Origin of the sequence: Alitabrizicola rongguiensis (genome assembly GCF_021491355.1) — a bacterium.
In the GTDB taxonomy this organism is placed as follows: Bacteria; Pseudomonadota; Alphaproteobacteria; order Rhodobacterales; family Rhodobacteraceae; genus Aliitabrizicola; species Aliitabrizicola rongguiensis.
The window spans coordinates 887,787-904,773 of record NZ_JAKENF010000002.1 but is presented as its reverse complement, the minus strand read 5'-3'; the positions used below and the strand labels follow the sequence as shown (position 1 = coordinate 904,773).

Below are 16,987 nucleotides of genomic sequence, written 5' to 3'. Positions count from 1 at the left end.
TCGCGCAATTTCCAGACTGGCAACGCATATTCCCGAAAATGGAAACAACCAAACATCAGTGCTTTGCACGCGCAGAAGTTAACCGATTGTCCAAAGGATTGCGACTTCCGTCCCGGATGCTTGTCTCTTTGGACAGGTTGGCATGTGGAAGAATGCGTCGCTGTTCTCGATCCAAGAACGTTAGCCGGCTCAATCATGGCAAGAAGTGGATATTGGGCCGCGACGCGCCAAAGTTGTGCCACATTGGCTGAAAGGTTATTCTCTAATTGCAGTTGTGACATCGCTGTCGGCAATGACCGCACTGCTAGCTCGCCTTCTGGGCGTGTCTAATCGTTCGGTAGTTCACGAGGGTTTCATGCAGTTTTTCCGCCGCAACAGCCGGTTCTCGTCTGTTGACTTTCAGTTTGATCCGCCGCCCTCTCCCTGGCACAGGGACATGGCGGCAAATGCCTCGATTGTCGACCGCCTGCTGAATTGCCCGCAGGCCCTGCCGATGTCCGAGATGGTGGTTCTTCTTGGCATGGTTCTGCTGGCGGTTGGCGCCCGCTGAACCTTCGGTCATTGTCCTCGGTGAAACGCGCCCTTCGGGGCGCGTTTCGCATTCCGGCGGAGTGAGCCAGCGCAATGCGCAAAAGAAAAGGGCCGCCCCGAGGCGGCCTTTCATCTACCTTCCGGATTTGGTGGAGCCGAGGGGAATCGAACCCCTGACCTCTTGAATGCCATTCAAGCGCTCTCCCAACTGAGCTACGACCCCGATCCGTCTTGGGAAGCGGCCCTTGCGGACCGCTGCGGTTCTTTACGGAAGGGCGCGGAGGCGTGCAAGCCCCAATTTGCGCCCTTCCCGGAAATCAGACTTCCTCTTCGTCGCCGGCGACGTCTGTCAGATCGTCGAGCGAAACGGTGTCATCCGCGTCATCCTCGAGCAGCTCGTCATCCAGATCGTCATCGGCCGCGACACCGCCTTCGATCAGGTCGTCATCGGCTTCCAGATCTTCGACGAGCAGATCGTCGTCCTTCTCGGGCACGGCGCGCGAGATCACGGCCGAGGCGGCCTTGCGGCGTGCACTTTCGATGTCGACGACCTCGCCCGTGTAGGGGCTGATGATCGGCGTCCGGTTCAGGTCGTAGAAGCGCTTGCCGGTGGTCGGGCAAACACGCTTCGTGCCCCATTCTTCCTTGGGCATGGTCGTCCCCTTGAAATGCTGGCAGGTCCAGAGTCGCAGTCGCTTGCCACAAGGCCGGGCGGCTGTCAAAGCCTTTCCTCGTGGCATCTGCCCCCTGCGGATGCCCGGCATATGGGGGTTTCGCCCAGCCTCCGCAAGGTTATTCTTTCGAGGTGATAAGGGACCGTCATGCCGCATCTGCCCGGACATCCGCCAATCGAGATCACGCTGCGCCGTTCGGCCCGGGCGCGGCGGTTTTCGCTGCGTGTCTCGCGGCTTGACGGCACCGTGACCCTCAGCCTGCCACCCCGCGCGCGGGAAGCCGAGGCGCTTGCCTTCGCCCGGGCACAGGAGGACTGGATTCGATCAGCCCTGGCACGGATGCCGAAACTTGACCTTGTCGGCCATGGCAGCACGATTCCGGTCGAGGGGCGGATGCTGCGGATCGAGCCCGCCACCGGACGGCTGGTACGGGTTTACGGCGAATCGCTCCTTGTGCCGGGCGAAGCGGCGCAGGCGGGTACACGAACCGCCGCCTTTCTGCGCACCCTGGCCAGGGACCGGCTGACCGAGGCGAGCGACCGGCACGCCGCAGCACTCGGGCGACCTTTCCGGCGCATTACGCTGCGCGACACGCGGTCGCGGTGGGGGTCATGCACGGTGGATGGATCGTTGATGTATTCGTGGCGGCTGATCATGGCTCCGCCCGAGGTGCTGGACTATGTCGCGGCCCATGAGGTGGCGCATCTGGCCGAAATGAACCATTCGGATGCATTTTGGGCGGTCGTGGCGCGGCTGATGCCCGGCTATGCGCAGCGGCGGGCGTGGCTCAAGCGGCAGGGACAGGCGCTCCATGCATACCGTTTTGACGCCGGCGGGGATTGACCCGGCAACGGGGCGGTGTTTCGCTTTGGCACATGTTGACCCAGGCCCGCCCTACAGATCCGACGATCGCTGCGCATGACCGGCTGTACCGGGCGTTGCGCACGCAGGTGATGCATGGCGAACTGGCGCCGGGCCAGGCCCTCACGCTGCGCGGCTTGGCGCGGACCTTCGGCGTGTCCATGACCCCGGCGCGGGAGGCGGTGCAGCGGTTGGCAGCGGAAGGGGCACTGACGTTGTCCCTGTCGGGGCGGATTTCGACGCCTGAACTCTCGGCCGAGCGGATCGAGGAACTGGCGGCGATCCGCGCGCTTCTTGAACCGGAACTCGCCTCCCGGGCCCTGCCGAGGATCCATCTGGCATTGGTCGAGCGGCTGAAGACGATCAATGCGGCCAATACCGAGGCAGTCGCGAAGCAGGACGCGATCGCCTACATACGGACCAATCTCGAGTTCCACCGCACGATTTACCTGCGCGCCCAAGCCCCGGCGATGCTGGCCATGACCGAGACGGTCTGGCTGCAGCTTGGGCCGACCATGCGGGCGCTTTATGCGCGGCTTCGGCGCAACGAACCGCCCCAGCATCACCGTACGATTATCGCGGCGTTGAAGGCCGGGGACGAGCCGGGGCTGCGGCTTGCGATCCGCACCGACGTGACGCAGGGGCTGCGGCACTTGGCCAGCTAAGTGCGCGATCTCTATGTGATAGTCTGTCCGAGCCACATGCTCCATAACAGGTAGCCTGCGGGAATTTCCCGCAGGCCACTGATTTTACGCGGAAAAATCGAAGTCGAGTCAGACGTGGATTGCGCCGTCGCCGCAAGCCAGAGCGGCCTCGCGCACCGCTTCCGAATAGGTCGGGTGGGCGTGGCAGGTCAGGGCAATATCCTGGGCAGAGGCGCCGAACTCCATCGCCACGCAAACCTCGTGGATCAGGTCGCCGGCGCCGGGGCCGATGATGTGGCAGCCAAGCACACGGTCGGTCGCGGCATCGGCCAGCATCTTGACGAAGCCTTCCCCCTGGAACACCGCCTTTGCACGGGCATTGCCCATGAACGGGAACTTGCCGACCTTGTAGGCGTGCCCTTCCGCCTTCAGTTGTTCCTCGGTCTGGCCCACCGAGGAAACCTCGGGCGTGGTGTAGATCACGCCGGGGATGACCGCGTAGTTCACATGGCCGGCCTTTCCTGCGAGGATCTCGGCCACCGCCATACCCTCGTCCTCGGCCTTGTGGGCCAGCATCGGGCCGGTGATCGCGTCGCCGATGGCGTAGATGCCCTTGATATTGGTGGCAAAATGACCGTCGGTCTTGATCTGGCCGCGCGGTTCAATCTCGACTCCTAGCGCCTCGAGCCCCAGGCCAGAAGTGTAGGGGCGGCGGCCGGTGGCGACGAGCACCACATCGGCCTTCAGACTTGCCTCGCTGTCGTCCTTCCGCAGCTTGTAGCGGACGGTTGCGCCAGATTTGGCGGCGTCGACCCCCTGCACTGCGGCGCCGAGGATGAACTTCAGCCCCTGCTTCGCCAGGATTCTCTGGAAGGCCTTGGCTACCTCGCCGTCCATGCCGGGGGTGATCCCATCGAGGTATTCCACCACCGTCACCTCGGTGCCGAGTCGGGCATAGACCGAGCCGAGTTCAAGGCCGATTACGCCGGCGCCGATCACGACCATCGACTTCGGGATCTTCGGCAGCGCGAGCGCGCCGGTCGAGGTGACGACGGTCTGCTCGTCCACGATGACGCCGGGCAGCGAGGACGGCTCGGACCCCGTGGCGATCACGATGTTCTTCGCGCTGTGAACCTCGTCACCGACCTTGACCTGGCCCGGGGCGGGGATCGAGCCCCAGCCTTTCAGCCAGGTGATCTTGTTCTTCTTGAACAGGAATTCGATGCCCTTGGTGTTCTGGCCGACGACATCGGCCTTGTAGCCCTGCATCTTGGTCCAATCGACCTTGGGTTTGCCGCCCATCAGGCCCATTTTCTCAAAGTTCTCATGGGTTTCATGCAGAAGGTGGCTGGCATGCAGCAGCGCCTTGGAGGGGATGCATCCCACGTTGAGACATGTGCCGCCGAGTGTTTCGCGCGCCTCGACCACGGCCGTCTTGAGGCCAAGCTGCGCGCAGCGGATCGCGCTGACATAACCGCCGGGGCCGGCACCGATGATGATGACGTCAAACTCTGCCATTTGGGTCTCCTTGGCCATTCCGGCCCGTCTGGAACGCGTCTGGTTTCCCTACGGCTTCCCTATGCTTATGGAGACCGTCGGAAAGGGGATGGGGTCTGGCGAGATGTGTCATAGGAGTGCCGCCAGAAGCATGAGAAGGGTGGCGAGCCAGCCGACCCCGAAGATGGCCGACCGCCAGGGCACCAGCCCGAAATAGTAAGCGGGAACATAGGCGATGCGGGCGGCCAGATAGGCCCAGGCACAGATCGCAGTGAAGAGACTGGCCTTGCCCGAGAGGGTCACGACGACCACGGCGAGGGTGAAGAGGATCAGCGCCTCGAAATGGTTGTCCATCGCCCGGACCAGCCGCCCGGTGCGGGGCGACAGATCGCGGCGCAGGTCATCGCCATCGCGGGGGCCTGCTGTTCGCTCTGGCCCGATCTCGCGGTTGACGGCAACGGACATCAGTGAGAACTGCAGGAACTGCAGCAGGCCGGCCAGAGTGAGGACGGTCAGTTCCGGGGTCATACCGTCTCCACGAAGGTCGCTCGGGCGGCGCCCGCGAAGGCACGCTCGCGGGCAAGCCAGCCTTCGGCATTCTTGCGGTTGTGGACCTCGAACAGCACGAGCGTCTTCGGCTCGTCCGCGGCGCGCCAGATCTGCAACGTCGAGAGACCGGCGTTGTCGATGGACTCAAACTGGGCGTCGAAGGACGCTTTCCACACGACGTAGTCCGGTGCGGCGAATTCTAGGATCAGTTGCACGGCTCTTCCCAATCGCTCTCGGGAGGCTTCTTTTCGAAGCGCCCTTTGCTTGATGACTGCATCAGTTGTTTGCCGTTGAGACCGACAGTTTTCCGGACCTCACCTGCTCGAGAATCCGATGACAGTCGCAACATAACCAAGTTGGCGCACCATCCGGGTGTTCGATCAACAGACTTCCATCCAGAAATGCCTTTGAGTTCACCGAAACCTTTTGGCCCTTTTTGATGCCCATCCCGACTGTCGCCCACCCGAAGGCAAGTCCCTCAGGGACACCGGCTTCCATGAGCTTCGTATTGCATCCAGCACAATGGTCGTGATTCCAGTTGGCGCTAGGTGCTTTGTAAGCTCGATATTCGAACTGTGGAATCGCACTTCGTTCAGGTTCGAGAAATGTCCAAGTGCGATCCATGTTTTCGATGCGCCAAGCGACGTTCTCGCCGAGTTCGGTATCGAAAACAGGACGCAGGCGATCCATTTTACAAATCCATCAAGAGCCGGCGCGGATCCTCGAGCGCTTCCTTGACGCGCACGAGGAAGGTCACGGCGCCCTTGCCGTCGACGATGCGGTGATCGTAGCTGAGCGCGAGATACATCATCGGACGAATGACGATCTGGCCGCCGACCACGACCGGGCGGTCCTGGATCTTGTGCATGCCGAGGATGCCCGACTGCGGCGGGTTCAGGATCGGCGAGGACATCAGCGAGCCATAGACGCCGCCGTTCGAGATGGTGAAGGAGCCGCCCTGCATCTCTGCCATCGAGAGCTTGCCGTCGCGGGCGCGGATGCCCAATTCGGCGATCTTCTTCTCGATATCGGCAAAGCTCATGCGGTCCGCGTCGCGCACCACCGGCACGACAAGCCCGGTCGGCGTGCCGACGGCCACGCCCATATGCACGAAGTTCTTGTAGATGATGTCGGTGCCGTCGATTTCGGCATTGACCTCGGGCACTTCCTTCAGCGCATGGCAGCAGGCCTTCACGAAGAAGGACATGAAGCCGAGCTTCACCTTGTGCTTCTTCTCGAACAGGTCCTTGTACTCGTTGCGCAGGTCCATGATGCCCTTCATGTCGACCTCGTTGTAGGTCGTGAGCATCGCGGCGGTGTTCTGCGCATCCTTCAGGCGGCGGGCGATGGTCTGGCGCAGGCGGGTCATCTTGACCCGTTCTTCCCGCGCCGCGTCTTCGGCGGCCACGGCGCCGCGCGGCACCACGACAGGCGCGGGCGCGGCGGCAGGGGCCGGGGCTGCATTGCCGGCGGCGACGGCGCGGGCGACGTCTTCCTTCATCACGCGGCCATCGCGGCCGGTGCCGGTAACGGCGTCACGCGACACGCCAGCCTCGGCCATCGCCTTTTTCGCCGAAGGCGCATCCTCGACGTCCTTCACCGCAGGAGCGGCGGCGGGCGCCGGTGCGGCAGCCGGGGCTTCGGCGGCCGGAGCGGGCGCGGCGGCCTTTGCATCGGTCGAGATCACCGCAAGCTTGGCGTTGGCGGCGACGGTCGTGCCTTCTGGGGCAAGTATTTCGGCCAGCACGCCGGCTGCGGGCGACGGAACCTCGACCGAGACCTTGTCGGTCTCGAGTTCGCACAACATCTCATCCTGCGCCACGGCATCGCCGGGCTTCTTGAACCAGGTGGAGACGGTCGCTTCGGACACGCTTTCACCCAGGGTCGGAACCATCACGTCGATCATCTTGCCCTCTCCCGCGCTGGCCGTGGCCGCTGCGCCTTTGTCAATCTGTGCCGGGGCGGGTTCGCCCGCACCCTCGGCGATCTGCGCCAGCAAGGCGGCGACCCCGACGGTCGTTCCTTCCGGCGCCACGATTTCAACAAGGCGCCCGGCCGCGGGGGCGGGCACCTCTACCGTCACCTTGTCGGTCTCCAGCTCGCACAGCATCTCGTCCTGCGCGACCGCGTCCCCCAGCTTCTTGTACCAGGTGGCGACCGTCGCCTCGCTGACGCTTTCGCCAAGCGTGGGAACCCGAACTTCGACTGCCATCTCAGCCGCCAATCGTCAGCGCATCGTTCACCAGGGCCTCCTGCTCGGCCTTGTGGCGCGAGGCAAGGCCCGTGGCGGGCGAGGCGCTGGCCGCGCGGCCGGCATAGCTCGGCCGGCCGTTCTTTGCGCCGACCTTGCCGAGCACCCATTCGATGTTCGGCTCGACGAAGCTCCACGCTCCCTGGTTCTTGGGTTCTTCCTGGCACCAGACGATCTCGGCCTGCTTGAAACGTTCGAGTTCCTTGACCAGAGACAGGGCCGGGAAGGGATAGAACTGCTCTAGACGCAGCAGATAGACGTCGCTCAGCCCACGCGCATCGCGCTCGGCGAGAAGGTCGTAGTAGACCTTGCCCGAGCAGATCACGACACGGCGGATCTTGGCATCGGGCTTCAGTTTCAGCTCGGAATGACCCTTCTGCGCATCGTCCCAGAGGACGCGGTGGAAGCTGGAGCCTGTGGTGAAATCCTCGACATCCGAGACGCAGAGCGGATGGCGTAGAAGCGATTTCGGCGTCATCAGGATCAGCGGCTTGCGGAAGCTGCGATGGATCTGGCGGCGCAGGATGTGGAAGTAGTTCGACGGGGTCGAGACGTTCGCCACGATCCAGTTGTCATTGGCCGACATCTGGAGGAAGCGCTCGAGACGGGCAGAGGAATGTTCCGGCCCCTGACCTTCGAAGCCATGGGGCAGAAGGCAGACGAGCCCTGACATGCGCAGCCATTTCGACTCGCCCGAGTTGATGAACTGGTCGAACATGATCTGCGCGCCATTGGCGAAATCGCCGAACTGGGCTTCCCAGAGAGTCAGCGCGTTCGGTTCCGCCAGCGAATAGCCGTATTCGAAGCCGAGCACGGCATATTCCGACAGCATCGAGTCTGTGACCTCGTAGCGCGCCTGACCCGCCTTGATGTGGTTCAGCGGGTAGTAGCGGTCCTCGGTCGCCTGGTCGATGAAGGCCGAATGACGCTGGCTGAAGGTGCCGCGGGTTGAGTCCTGGCCCGAGAGGCGCACAGGGAATCCTTCGGAGAGGAGGCTGCCGAAGGCGAGTGCCTCGGCAGTGGCCCAGTCGAAGCCGCGTCCGGTTTCGAACATCTTGGCTTTCGCCTCGAGTTGGCGGGCGACTGTCTTGTGGATGTCGAAACCTTCGGGCACGCGGGTCAGCGCCGCTCCGACCTCGGCAAGCCTCTCGGGCGGGATCGCTGTATCGCCGCGCTGGTAGCTTTCGGCATCTTCGCGGGCGAGGTTCTTCCAGCGGCCATCAAGCCAGTCGGCCTTGTTCGGGCGATAGTCCTTGCCCGCTTCCATCTCGGCATTCAGGGTGGCCTGGAAGGCCGCCTTCATGTCCTCGATTTCGCCTTCGGGGATCAACCCGTCGCGGACCAGACGCTCGGTATAGAGCTGGAGCGTCGTCTTCTGCTTGCGGATGCGGGTGTACATCGCCGGGTTGGTGAACATCGGCTCGTCGCCTTCGTTGTGACCGAAGCGGCGGTAGCAGAAGATGTCGATCACCACGTCCTTGTGGAACGTCTGGCGGAACTCGGTCGCGACCTTGGCCGCGTGTACCACGGCCTCTGGGTCGTCGCCGTTGACGTGGAAGATCGGCGCCTCGACCATCAGCGCGATGTCGGTCGGGTAGGGCGAGGTCCGGCTGAAGGACGGGGCGGTGGTGAAGCCGATCTGGTTGTTGACGACCAGATGGATGGTCCCGCCGGTGCGGTGGCCGCGGATGCCCGAGAGCTGGAAGCATTCCGCCACGACGCCCTGGCCGGCAAAGGCCGCGTCGCCGTGCAGCAGGATCGGCAGGACCTCGTGCCGGTCGGTGTCGTGGAGCTGGTCCTGCTTGGCGCGGACCTTGCCGAGGACGACCGGGTTTACCGCCTCGAGGTGGCTGGGGTTGGCGGTCAGCGACAGGTGGACGGTGTTGCCGTCGAAGGTCCGGTCGGACGAGGCGCCGAGGTGGTATTTCACGTCGCCAGAGCCATCCACGTCTTCGGGCTTGTAGGAGCCGCCCTGGAATTCGTGGAAGATGGCGCGGTAGGGCTTGCCCATCACGTTGGCGAGCACGTTAAGGCGACCGCGGTGCGGCATGCCGATGACGATTTCCTTCACCCCAAGCGCGCCGCCGCGCTTGATGATCTGCTCCATCGCCGGGATCAGCGCCTCACCACCGTCCAGGCCGAAACGCTTGGTACCCATGTACTTGACATGCAGGAACTTCTCGTAGCCCTCGGCCTCGACCAGCTTGTTGAGGATGGCCTTGCGGCCCTCGCGGGTGAAGGCGATTTCCTTGCCGTAGCCTTCGATCCGTTCCTTGAGCCAGGCGGCCTGCTCGGGGTCGGAGATGTGCATGTACTGGAGTGCGAAGGTGCCGCAATAGGTGCGCTTCACGATCTCGATGATCTGGCGCATCGACGCGACCTGAAGACCAAGCACGTTGTCGATGAAGATCGGCCGGTCCATGTCGGCATCGGAGAAACCGTAGGATTTCGGGTCGAGCTCGGGGTGGTTCGAGCGGTCGCGGATGCCAAGCGGGTCGAGGTCTGCGGCGAGGTGGCCGCGGATCCGGTAGGCGCGGATGATCATCAGCGCGCGGATCGAGTCGAGCACGGCGCGCTGCACCTGCGCGTCGGTCAGGCTCACGCCCTGTTCGGTCGCCTTCTCGACGATCTTCTGCGCCGCGGCCTTCGCCTCTTTCGGAGAGGATTGCGGCCATTCGCCGGTCAGCGCCGAGGTCAGGTCGTCGGCGGGCTGCGGCGGCCAGTCGGTGCGGGCCCAGGACGGACCAGCTGCGGCGCGCTTGGCGTCAAGCTCGCTGTCGCCGAGCGCCTTGAAGAACTCGGCCCATCCGGCATCGACGCTTGCCGGGTCAGAGGCAAAGCGGGCCTGGAGCTGGTCGATGTAGTCGGCATTCGCGCCGTCCATGAAGGCCGAAGCGCGGAATTGGTTGTTGGGGGATTGTTCGGTCATCAGTGCCTCCGTGCGGCGGTGTGCACCCCGCCAAGATGACGTAAGTCTTGAGTAGGGCGGGGTTAACCCCGCCCTACGAAAATCACTTGCCGATCGCCTTCATCACGGCTTCGCCCAGATGGGCCGGGCTGTCGGCCACGATGATGCCGGCGGCCTTCATCGCCTCAATCTTCGATTCCGCATCGCCCTTGCCGCCCGCGACGATCGCGCCAGCATGACCCATGCGGCGGCCCTTCGGCGCCGTGCGTCCGGCGATGAAGCCGGCGGTCGGTTTCCAGCGGCCACGCTTCTTTTCGTCGGCCAGGAACTGCGCGGCATCTTCTTCGGCCGAGCCGCCGATCTCGCCGATCATGATGATCGACTGGGTTTCGGGGTCGGCCAGGAACATCTCGAGCACGTCGATATGTTCGGTGCCCTTGATCGGGTCGCCGCCGATGCCCACGGCCGAGGACTGGCCAAGGCCGAGGTCGGAGGTCTGCTTCACCGCCTCATAGGTCAGCGTACCCGAGCGCGACACGACGCCGACCGAGCCGCGCTTATGGATGTGGCCGGGCATGATGCCGATCTTGCAGGCTCCGGGGGTGATTACGCCGGGGCAGTTCGGCCCGATCAGGCGGGATTTCGAGCCTTCCAGTGCGCGCTTGACCTTCATCATGTCCAGCACCGGGATGCCCTCGGTGATCGCCACGATCAGTTCCATCTCGGCGTCGATCGCTTCGAGGATCGAGTCGGCCGCGAAGGGCGGGGGAACATAGATCACCGTGGCATTGGCCTGGGTCTTTTCCTTGGCGTCGTGGACCGAGTTGAACACGGGCAGGCCCAGATGCTCGGTCCCGCCTTTGCCGGGGGTGACGCCGCCGACCATCTTGGTGCCGTAGGCGATCGCCTGTTCGGTGTGGAACGTGCCCTGGCTGCCGGTGATGCCCTGGCAGATGACACGGGTGTTTTCGTTGACGAGTACGGCCATTTGATTCTCAACCTTTGTTGAACAGCCTGCAGCGACAGGCGGTCGTCATTTCACATCCCTGATCAAAGACGCATTCAAAGTCGTCAGAAGCCCGAATTCTTTGGAGTCTTTTGTTTCGACCAAGACATGAAAATTCATTCCATTCACGCTGTACGCCTTCTGAAAGACGACCTTCTCGCGGGAATTGGGAGGGGTATAGGACATGTCTGATTTGCTCTTCAGGGGAAACGCGCCAGACGCGAGGTAGGACTTGATGCTTCGCTTCGCCTGATTGCCGGCGTCTCCGGCTATGACGACTGCGCAGTCAGCGACGACAGGACCGCCGATATTCTTGGACACGATTTTGGGGTCAGTGATTGCGTCCCCGGCTGGGAATGTGGAAGGCATCCCAAGTTTGTTTCGGTTAAGGGACACTATCCCCGCAGCCTTGAATATCGCTTTCCAGTCGCCGTAGGCTGGCGCGCTTGAAAGACATGCCTGCTGGAAAGCAGCAATCGCCCGTGAAGGGTCGACGCCTGCAGCATTCGCAAACCCGCTTCCAGCGCATGCGACCAGAATGATCCCGGCGCAAGCGATCTTGGAGAACTTGCGCAACGAACTACCCCTTCACCGCCTTGACGATTTTCTGTGCCGCGTCGCTGAGGTTGTCGGCCGCGATCACGTTCAGGCCGGAGTTCTGGATGATCTCCTTGCCCAGTTCGACGTTGGTCCCTTCGAGGCGCACGACCAGCGGCACCTGCAGGCCCACTTCCTTGACGGCGGCGATGATGCCTTCCGCGATGATGTCGCAGCGCATGATGCCGCCGAAGATGTTGACGAGGATGCCCTTCACGTTCGGGTCGGAGGTGATGATCTTGAAGGCCTCGGTGACCTTCTCCTTGGTGGCGCCGCCGCCCACGTCGAGGAAGTTCGCCGGTTCCGCGCCGTAAAGCTTGATGATGTCCATCGTCGCCATGGCAAGGCCGGCGCCGTTCACCATGCAGCCGATCTCGCCGTCGAGGGCGATGTAGTTGAGGTCGAACTTGGAGGCCGCGAGTTCCTTGGGGTCTTCCTCGGTCTCGTCACGCAGCGCCAGGATGTCGGGCTGGCGGAAGAGCGCGTTGTTGTCGAAGCCGATCTTGGCGTCCAGCACCTTGAGGTTGCCGTTAGGCATCACGATCAGCGGGTTGATCTCGAGCATCTCCATGTCCTTCTCGACGAAGGCCTTGTAGAGCGTCCTGATGAGGGTGACGCATTGCTTGACCTGGTTGCCTTCGAGGCCCAGGGCGAAGGCCACGCGGCGGCCGTGGAAATCAGACAGGCCCGAAGCGGGATCGACCGAGAAGGACAGGATTTTCTCGGGCGTATGGGCCGCTACCTCTTCGATGTCCATGCCGCCTTCGGTCGAGCAGACGAAGGAAATGCGGCTGGTCTTCCGATCGATCAGCAGCGCGAGATACAGCTCGCGGGCGATGTCGCTGCCATCCTCGATATAGATGCGGTTCACCTGCTTGCCAGCCGGGCCGGTCTGGTGGGTGACAAGCGTGCGGCCCAGCATCTGGCGGGCGAGCGTCGCCGCCTCTTCCACTGACTTGGCAAGGCGGACGCCGCCCTTTTCGCCGGCTTCGGCTTCCTTGAACTTGCCCTTGCCGCGACCGCCAGCATGGATCTGGGCCTTGACCACCCAAAGCGGCCCATCGAGTTCGCCTGCTGCGGTCTTGGCCTCTTCCGCCTTCAGGACGGCGCGGCCGTCGGAAACCGGGGCGCCGTAGCTGCGAAGGAGCGCCTTGGCCTGGTATTCGTGGATGTTCATGGAACCGTCCCGCTACTTGGTTGTGTCGAAATCGCCGTTCGGGGGCCTGATGCCACAGATGTAGGCAGTTTCAAAACGCGATCTGCGGGAAAAGCGCCTTAAATCGCAGAAAAATGAGGTTTGTGATCACAGTTTGGAAAAGTGTGATCACATTTCGCAATTCTGTTATCGCAAACGGTGTTGCGGGTCGCTGCGACTCAGCCCGCGAACGAAAACGGGGCGACCGGATCGCTCCGGTCGCCCCGTGATGGCTGCGCGATCTGCGCGGATCAGGCCAGCGTCGGATCGATGCCCTTGCAGGCCTCGACCAGGCCTTTTACCGCGTCGACCGACTTGGTGAACATGACTTGCTCGTCCTTGTTCAGCTTGATCTCGATGACCTTCTCGATGCCGTTCGCACCGATCACGGTCGGCACGCCGACATAGAGGCCCTTCAGGCCGTAGGCGCCATCGACATAGGCGGCGCAGGGCAGGACGCGCTTCTGGTCCTTGAGATAGGCTTCCGCCATCTCGATGGCACTTTGCGCCGGGGCGTAGAAGGCCGAGCCGGTCTTCAGCAGGCCGACGATCTCGGCGCCACCGTCGCGGGTGCGCTGCACGATCGCATCGAGCCGCTCCTGCGTGGTCCAGCCCATTTCGACCAGGTCGGGCAGAGGGATGCCGCCGACGGTGGAGTAGCGGGGCAGCGGAACCATCGTGTCGCCGTGGCCGCCGAGCACGAAGGCCGAGACGTCCTTCATCGAGACGCCGAATTCGACCGAGAGGAAGTGGCGGAACCGGGCGGAGTCGAGAACGCCCGCCATGCCGACGACTTTGTGGTGCGGCAGGCCGGAGAATTCACGCAGCGCCCAGACCATGGCGTCGAGTGGGTTGGTGATGCAGATCACGAAGGCGTCGGGGCAGTGCTTTTTGATGCCTTCGCCGACAGACTTCATCACCTTGAGGTTGATGCCCAGCAGGTCGTCGCGGCTCATGCCCGGCTTGCGCGGCACGCCAGCGGTGACGATGCAGACATCGGCGCGGCGCAGGAAGGCATAGTCGTTGGTGCCCGACATGTCCGCATCGAAGCCTGCCGACGGACCCGACTGGGCGATGTCCAGGGCCTTGCCCTGCGGCGTTCCCTCGGCGATGTCGAACAGGACGACGTCGCCGAGTTCCTTGAGCGCGGCGAGATGGGCAAGGGTTCCGCCGATCTGACCTGCGCCGATCAGCGCAATCTTGGGTCTGGCCATGGGTGCTGTCTCCGGGTCCGGTTGATTGACGCCGCGATGGGTAGTCCTTCGCAACCCGTCACGCAAGCCTGCCGCGCAGCAGCGAGGCCATAGGGCTGTTTTGCCGCTGTTGTTTGCGCTAAACCTCGCTGCGCTGCCGCGATTTCGGCATGCAGATGTATGCAGAGGCGATTCGCGAGGAGGGGATTCGCGATGGAAGGCCCGCTTTTCTGGTCGCTCGCCGTCCTTGCGGCTGTGCTTGTGGGCATGAGCAAGGGCGGTCTCCCCGTGGTCGGAATGCTCGGGGTCCCGGTGCTGTCGCTGGTCCTCTCGCCGGTCACGGCTGCGGGGTTGCTGCTTCCGGTCTTTGTGGTTTCCGACTGGTTCGGGCTTTATGCCTACCGCCGGGAATTCGACGCCCGGGTACTCAAGCTGATGATCCCCGCAACCACCCTTGGTGTCGGGTTGGGCTGGGCGACAGCGACCGTCGTGCCGGAATGGCTGGTGACCGGCATCATCGGCCTGATCGGTGCCGCCTTTGCCCTGAACGCGATCCTGCAGCGCAACTCGCAACCGCCGGCCCGGCCCCTGAACCGGGGCGCGGGCTGGTTCTGGGGAACTGTGACCGGATTCACCAGCTTCGTCAGCCACTCGGGCGCGCCGCCCTATCAGGTGTTCGTCCTGCCCCTGCGGCTGCCAAAGATGGTCTTTGCCGGAACCTCGACCATCCTGTTTGCCTACGTGAATGCAATCAAACTGGTGCCCTACTGGTTTCTCGGCCAGCTCTCGACCGAGAACCTGCACGTTGCGGCGATGCTGTTGGTTCCGGCGGCAATTGCGGTGTTTCTGGGGGTCAAGCTGGTGCGGATCGTGCCGACCCAGCTGTTCTTCAAGATCGTCGTCTGGGCGCTGCTGCTGATCTCGCTGCGGCTGATCTGGGAAGCGGCGAAGCAGGCCTTGTGACCTTCAGCCCCGCGCCGGAAGGGCGATGGCTGCTTCTCTCCAGTCCCGGCCGCTGGCAACCGGGCAGGCGATCCCGCTTGGCGTCGTGGCGATGAGGGTCCATCCGCCATCTTCCGCCGCGAAAAGCTCCAGAACCGTATGCTCCTGAGTGACCCCAAGGCCCCGCCGCGTCTGGCCGAGCCGCGTTCCGAGATCGGCGACGATGTCCGGGCGCAGGTCGCAGCCACCACTTGCGGCAGCGGGCTGGCCGGCAAGGAAAATCGGGAAGAGGCAAGGCAGGGTTCGCCACATCGTCCAACCTTTCTGGCAGATAACGGCAACAGCCTGCCCAAGGTTCCTGCATCATCGGTTAATTGCTCGGTGCTGCAGTGCGCGACCGAGAATTTCTGCGATGCGGCAAATCAGCCCTTGCCGAAAATGCCAAACCTGCCATTCGTTGCGCAATAAAGTTGCGAAGGTGCGAATCATGATTCAGCAAACGCGTCCCTGGCGTTCGGTGCTTTACATTCCGGGCTCGAAGGAGCGGGCGCTTGAAAAGGCGCGTGAACTGCCGGCAGATGCGATCATTTTCGATCTGGAGGACGCCGTTGCGCCCGATGAGAAACCTGCAGCGCGCGAGCTTCTCGCCAAGGTGTTGGCGGAAGACGACTATGGCGGCCGGGCGAAGATCGTGCGCATCAATGGCTTCGATACCGAATGGGGCCGGGACGACGCTGCCGCCTTCGCAACGGCAAAGATCGATGCGCTGCTTGTGCCCAAGGTCTCCTCTCCAGCCGATCTGGATGCCGTGGCGGCTGTTGCGCCCAACGTCGATCTTTGGGCGATGATGGAGACGGCGGCTGGGATGTTGAACGCCGCCGCGATCGGCGCTCATCCCCGGCTGAAAGGCATGGTGATGGGCACCAACGATCTCGCCAAGGAGCTTGGCAGCCGCTTCCGCCCAGACCGTCTGGCGCTGCAGACCGGCCTCGGGCTGTGCCTGCTGGCGGCCAAGGCAAACAGTCTGATCATTGTCGATGGCGTCTACAACGCCTTCAAGGACGAAGAGGGCCTGAAGGCGGAGTGCGAGCAGGGGCGCGACATGGGGTTCGACGGCAAGACGCTGATCCACCCGGCGCAACTGGCCGTTGCCAACGAGGCTTTCGCGCCGTCGCAGTCTGAAATCGAACTCGCCCGCCGGCAGATAGATGCCTTTCATGCGGCGAAGGCGGCGGGGCAGGGGGTTGCCGTGGTCGATGGTCGGATCGTGGAGAACCTGCATATCGTTACCGCAGAAGCGACCCTTGCCCGCGCGGCGGCGATTGCAGCCATGGCGGAATAGGTGCAGGTCTGGAGCGAGCAACCTGACCGGAGGCAGCAATGACGCTTCTCATTTTCGGCATAATACTGTGGTGGGCGGCCCACCTGTTCAAGCGGATCGCGCCCGCGCAGCGCGCGGCGATGGGAGACCGGGGCAAGGGCCTCGTCGCGCTTGTCCTGATCGTGTCGGTCGTCCTGATGGTGATCGGCTATCGCTCGGCGGATTACGTGCCGGTCTATACGCCAGTCCCCGGCATCGGCCATCTGAACAATCTCTTGATGCTGATCTCGATCTTCCTTTTCGGCGTCGGGGGAACAAAGGGCACGCTGTACACGCGGATGCGTCATCCGATGCTGACCGGCACTGTGCTATGGTCGATCGCGCATCTTCTGGTGAACGGCGACCTTGCCTCGATCCTTCTGTTCGGGGGGCTCGGACTTTGGGCGCTGACCGCAATGGCGGCGATCAATCGCGCCGGTCCCTGGACCCGACCGACCAGCGGCCGGGGCGTGAAGGGCGACGTTATGAACTTCGTGGGGACAGTCGTCCTTTACGCGATCATTGCCGGACTCCACTCCTGGCTTGGCCACAATCCATTTCTGGGAACCTACGCATGAGACTCTACCGTTTCCTGACCGAGGATGACACGTCGGCCTTCTGCCACAAGGTCACCAAGGCGCTGAACGCCGGGTGGGAGCTCTATGGCGGGCCAACCTATGCCTATGACGCTGCGCACAACGTCATGCGCTGCGGGCAGGCCGTCGTGAAAGATGCGCCGGGCGACTACCACCCCGATCTCAAGCTGGGCGAACTGTGAC

19 protein-coding genes and 1 tRNA gene are annotated in these 16,987 nt (G+C 63.3%); 7 read left to right on the top strand and 13 right to left on the bottom strand.

Annotated elements, in window-relative coordinates:
• Positions 1 to 355 precede the first annotated feature (355 nt).
• The gene (locus L0V05_RS10350) at positions 356 to 550 is read left to right on the top strand and encodes a hypothetical protein (protein ID WP_234870137.1); all 195 of its coding nucleotides are present in this window, start codon (positions 356 to 358) and stop codon (positions 548 to 550) included.
• Between the two features lie 128 nt (positions 551 to 678).
• On the opposite strand, the gene L0V05_RS10345 is transcribed toward L0V05_RS10350, so the two are convergent.
• Both L0V05_RS10345 and L0V05_RS10340 read right to left on the bottom strand, forming a co-directional pair.
• Positions 679 to 754, bottom strand: a tRNA-Ala gene (locus L0V05_RS10345).
• A gap of 94 nt (positions 755 to 848) precedes the next feature.
• Positions 849 to 1,184: a TIGR02300 family protein gene (locus L0V05_RS10340; RefSeq protein WP_234870135.1), complete on the bottom strand. Its 336-nt coding sequence runs from the start codon at positions 1,182 to 1,184 to the stop codon at positions 849 to 851.
• 168 nt (positions 1,185 to 1,352) lie between these two features.
• On the opposite strand from L0V05_RS10340, the gene L0V05_RS10335 reads away from it, so the two are divergent.
• Together L0V05_RS10335 and L0V05_RS10330 are read left to right on the top strand one after the other, a co-directional pair.
• Complete coding sequence (locus L0V05_RS10335; protein ID WP_234870133.1) at positions 1,353 to 2,048, top strand: M48 family metallopeptidase; 696 nt, start codon at positions 1,353 to 1,355, stop codon at positions 2,046 to 2,048.
• 32 nt (positions 2,049 to 2,080) lie between these two features.
• Entirely contained in the window at positions 2,081 to 2,731 is a 651-nt protein-coding gene (locus tag L0V05_RS10330) for a GntR family transcriptional regulator (RefSeq protein ID WP_234870131.1), read from the top strand.
• 108 nt (positions 2,732 to 2,839) lie between these two features.
• Here L0V05_RS10330 and lpdA read toward each other — a convergent pair whose 3' ends face one another.
• The 10 genes from lpdA to mdh form a co-directional block, all read right to left on the bottom strand.
• Positions 2,840 to 4,246, bottom strand: coding sequence for a dihydrolipoyl dehydrogenase (gene lpdA, locus L0V05_RS10325; protein WP_255683694.1), 1,407 nt, complete (start codon positions 4,244 to 4,246; stop codon positions 2,840 to 2,842).
• 90 nt (positions 4,247 to 4,336) lie between these two features.
• The gene (locus L0V05_RS10320) at positions 4,337 to 4,735 is read right to left on the bottom strand and encodes an MAPEG family protein (RefSeq protein ID WP_234870128.1); all 399 of its coding nucleotides are present in this window, start codon (positions 4,733 to 4,735) and stop codon (positions 4,337 to 4,339) included.
• Positions 4,732 to 4,971, bottom strand: coding sequence for a hypothetical protein (locus tag L0V05_RS10315; protein WP_234870126.1), 240 nt, complete (start codon positions 4,969 to 4,971; stop codon positions 4,732 to 4,734). Before L0V05_RS10315 ends, L0V05_RS10320 begins: the two co-directional genes overlap by 4 nt.
• Positions 4,972 to 5,032: 61 nt before the next feature.
• Positions 5,033 to 5,446, bottom strand: coding sequence for a hypothetical protein (locus L0V05_RS10310; RefSeq protein ID WP_234870124.1), 414 nt, complete (start codon positions 5,444 to 5,446; stop codon positions 5,033 to 5,035).
• 1 nt (position 5,447) lies between these two features.
• Positions 5,448 to 6,968 (bottom strand): 2-oxoglutarate dehydrogenase complex dihydrolipoyllysine-residue succinyltransferase, encoded by a 1,521-nt coding sequence (gene odhB / locus L0V05_RS10305; protein ID WP_234870122.1) that lies wholly within the window; start codon positions 6,966 to 6,968, stop codon positions 5,448 to 5,450.
• A 1-nt stretch (position 6,969) separates the two neighbouring features.
• Positions 6,970 to 9,936 carry a 2-oxoglutarate dehydrogenase E1 component gene (locus tag L0V05_RS10300; RefSeq protein ID WP_234870120.1) on the bottom strand — a complete coding sequence of 989 codons (2,967 nt, stop codon included), beginning with the start codon at positions 9,934 to 9,936 and terminating at the stop codon, positions 6,970 to 6,972.
• 82 nt (positions 9,937 to 10,018) lie between these two features.
• Entirely contained in the window at positions 10,019 to 10,903 is an 885-nt protein-coding gene (sucD, locus tag L0V05_RS10295; protein ID WP_234870118.1) for a succinate--CoA ligase subunit alpha, read from the bottom strand.
• A gap of 45 nt (positions 10,904 to 10,948) precedes the next feature.
• The gene (locus tag L0V05_RS10290; RefSeq protein ID WP_234870116.1) at positions 10,949 to 11,497 is read right to left on the bottom strand and encodes a hypothetical protein; all 549 of its coding nucleotides are present in this window, start codon (positions 11,495 to 11,497) and stop codon (positions 10,949 to 10,951) included.
• A gap of 4 nt (positions 11,498 to 11,501) precedes the next feature.
• A complete protein-coding gene (gene sucC, locus L0V05_RS10285; RefSeq protein WP_234870114.1) occupies positions 11,502 to 12,695 on the bottom strand; it encodes an ADP-forming succinate--CoA ligase subunit beta in 1,194 nt (397 codons plus the stop codon).
• Between the two features lie 269 nt (positions 12,696 to 12,964).
• Positions 12,965 to 13,927: a malate dehydrogenase gene (mdh, locus tag L0V05_RS10280; protein WP_234870112.1), complete on the bottom strand. Its 963-nt coding sequence runs from the start codon at positions 13,925 to 13,927 to the stop codon at positions 12,965 to 12,967.
• Between the two features lie 192 nt (positions 13,928 to 14,119).
• On the opposite strand from mdh, the gene L0V05_RS10275 reads away from it, so the two are divergent.
• Positions 14,120 to 14,869, top strand: coding sequence for a sulfite exporter TauE/SafE family protein (locus L0V05_RS10275; RefSeq protein ID WP_234870110.1), 750 nt, complete (start codon positions 14,120 to 14,122; stop codon positions 14,867 to 14,869).
• Positions 14,870 to 14,872: 3 nt separating this feature from the next.
• Here L0V05_RS10275 and L0V05_RS10270 read toward each other — a convergent pair whose 3' ends face one another.
• Positions 14,873 to 15,160 (bottom strand): hypothetical protein, encoded by a 288-nt coding sequence (locus tag L0V05_RS10270; protein WP_234870108.1) that lies wholly within the window; start codon positions 15,158 to 15,160, stop codon positions 14,873 to 14,875.
• 175 nt (positions 15,161 to 15,335) lie between these two features.
• Between L0V05_RS10270 and L0V05_RS10265 the strand changes: the two genes are divergently transcribed.
• Genes L0V05_RS10265 through L0V05_RS10255 form a run of 3 tightly spaced genes read left to right on the top strand, consistent with a single transcriptional unit; the run spans position 15,336 to position 16,986 of the window.
• On the top strand, positions 15,336 to 16,190 hold the full coding sequence (locus tag L0V05_RS10265; RefSeq protein WP_234870106.1) for an HpcH/HpaI aldolase/citrate lyase family protein: 855 nt from the start codon (positions 15,336 to 15,338) through the stop codon (positions 16,188 to 16,190).
• Positions 16,191 to 16,228: 38 nt separating this feature from the next.
• On the top strand, positions 16,229 to 16,786 hold the full coding sequence (locus L0V05_RS10260) for an NnrU family protein (protein WP_234870104.1): 558 nt from the start codon (positions 16,229 to 16,231) through the stop codon (positions 16,784 to 16,786).
• Positions 16,783 to 16,986: a DUF1737 domain-containing protein gene (locus L0V05_RS10255; RefSeq protein ID WP_234870102.1), complete on the top strand. Its 204-nt coding sequence runs from the start codon at positions 16,783 to 16,785 to the stop codon at positions 16,984 to 16,986. Before L0V05_RS10260 ends, L0V05_RS10255 begins: the two co-directional genes overlap by 4 nt.
• Position 16,987 lies beyond the last annotated feature (1 nt).

What these genes read in the sequence shown, in the direction of transcription:
- L0V05_RS10270 (WP_234870108.1), bottom strand. Translation starts at nt 15,160, where the DNA reads ATGTGGCGAACCCTGCCTTGCCTCTTCCCGATTTTCCTTGCCGGCCAG.
- mdh (WP_234870112.1), bottom strand. Translation starts at nt 13,927, where the DNA reads ATGGCCAGACCCAAGATTGCGCTGATCGGCGCAGGTCAGATCGGCGGA.
- L0V05_RS10265 (WP_234870106.1), top strand. Translation starts at nt 15,336, where the DNA reads ATGATTCAGCAAACGCGTCCCTGGCGTTCGGTGCTTTACATTCCGGGC.
- sucD (WP_234870118.1), bottom strand. Translation starts at nt 10,903, where the DNA reads ATGGCCGTACTCGTCAACGAAAACACCCGTGTCATCTGCCAGGGCATC.
- odhB (WP_234870122.1), bottom strand. Translation starts at nt 6,968, where the DNA reads ATGGCAGTCGAAGTTCGGGTTCCCACGCTTGGCGAAAGCGTCAGCGAG.
- lpdA (WP_255683694.1), bottom strand. Translation starts at nt 4,246, where the DNA reads ATGGCCAAGGAGACCCAAATGGCAGAGTTTGACGTCATCATCATCGGT.
- L0V05_RS10275 (WP_234870110.1), top strand. Translation starts at nt 14,120, where the DNA reads ATGGAAGGCCCGCTTTTCTGGTCGCTCGCCGTCCTTGCGGCTGTGCTT.
- L0V05_RS10340 (WP_234870135.1), bottom strand. Translation starts at nt 1,184, where the DNA reads ATGCCCAAGGAAGAATGGGGCACGAAGCGTGTTTGCCCGACCACCGGC.
- L0V05_RS10335 (WP_234870133.1), top strand. Translation starts at nt 1,353, where the DNA reads ATGCCGCATCTGCCCGGACATCCGCCAATCGAGATCACGCTGCGCCGT.
- sucC (WP_234870114.1), bottom strand. Translation starts at nt 12,695, where the DNA reads ATGAACATCCACGAATACCAGGCCAAGGCGCTCCTTCGCAGCTACGGC.
- L0V05_RS10350 (WP_234870137.1), top strand. Translation starts at nt 356, where the DNA reads ATGCAGTTTTTCCGCCGCAACAGCCGGTTCTCGTCTGTTGACTTTCAG.
- L0V05_RS10255 (WP_234870102.1), top strand. Translation starts at nt 16,783, where the DNA reads ATGAGACTCTACCGTTTCCTGACCGAGGATGACACGTCGGCCTTCTGC.
- L0V05_RS10260 (WP_234870104.1), top strand. Translation starts at nt 16,229, where the DNA reads ATGACGCTTCTCATTTTCGGCATAATACTGTGGTGGGCGGCCCACCTG.
- L0V05_RS10300 (WP_234870120.1), bottom strand. Translation starts at nt 9,936, where the DNA reads ATGACCGAACAATCCCCCAACAACCAATTCCGCGCTTCGGCCTTCATG.
- L0V05_RS10310 (WP_234870124.1), bottom strand. Translation starts at nt 5,446, where the DNA reads ATGGATCGCCTGCGTCCTGTTTTCGATACCGAACTCGGCGAGAACGTC.
- L0V05_RS10330 (WP_234870131.1), top strand. Translation starts at nt 2,081, where the DNA reads ATGTTGACCCAGGCCCGCCCTACAGATCCGACGATCGCTGCGCATGAC.
- L0V05_RS10320 (WP_234870128.1), bottom strand. Translation starts at nt 4,735, where the DNA reads ATGACCCCGGAACTGACCGTCCTCACTCTGGCCGGCCTGCTGCAGTTC.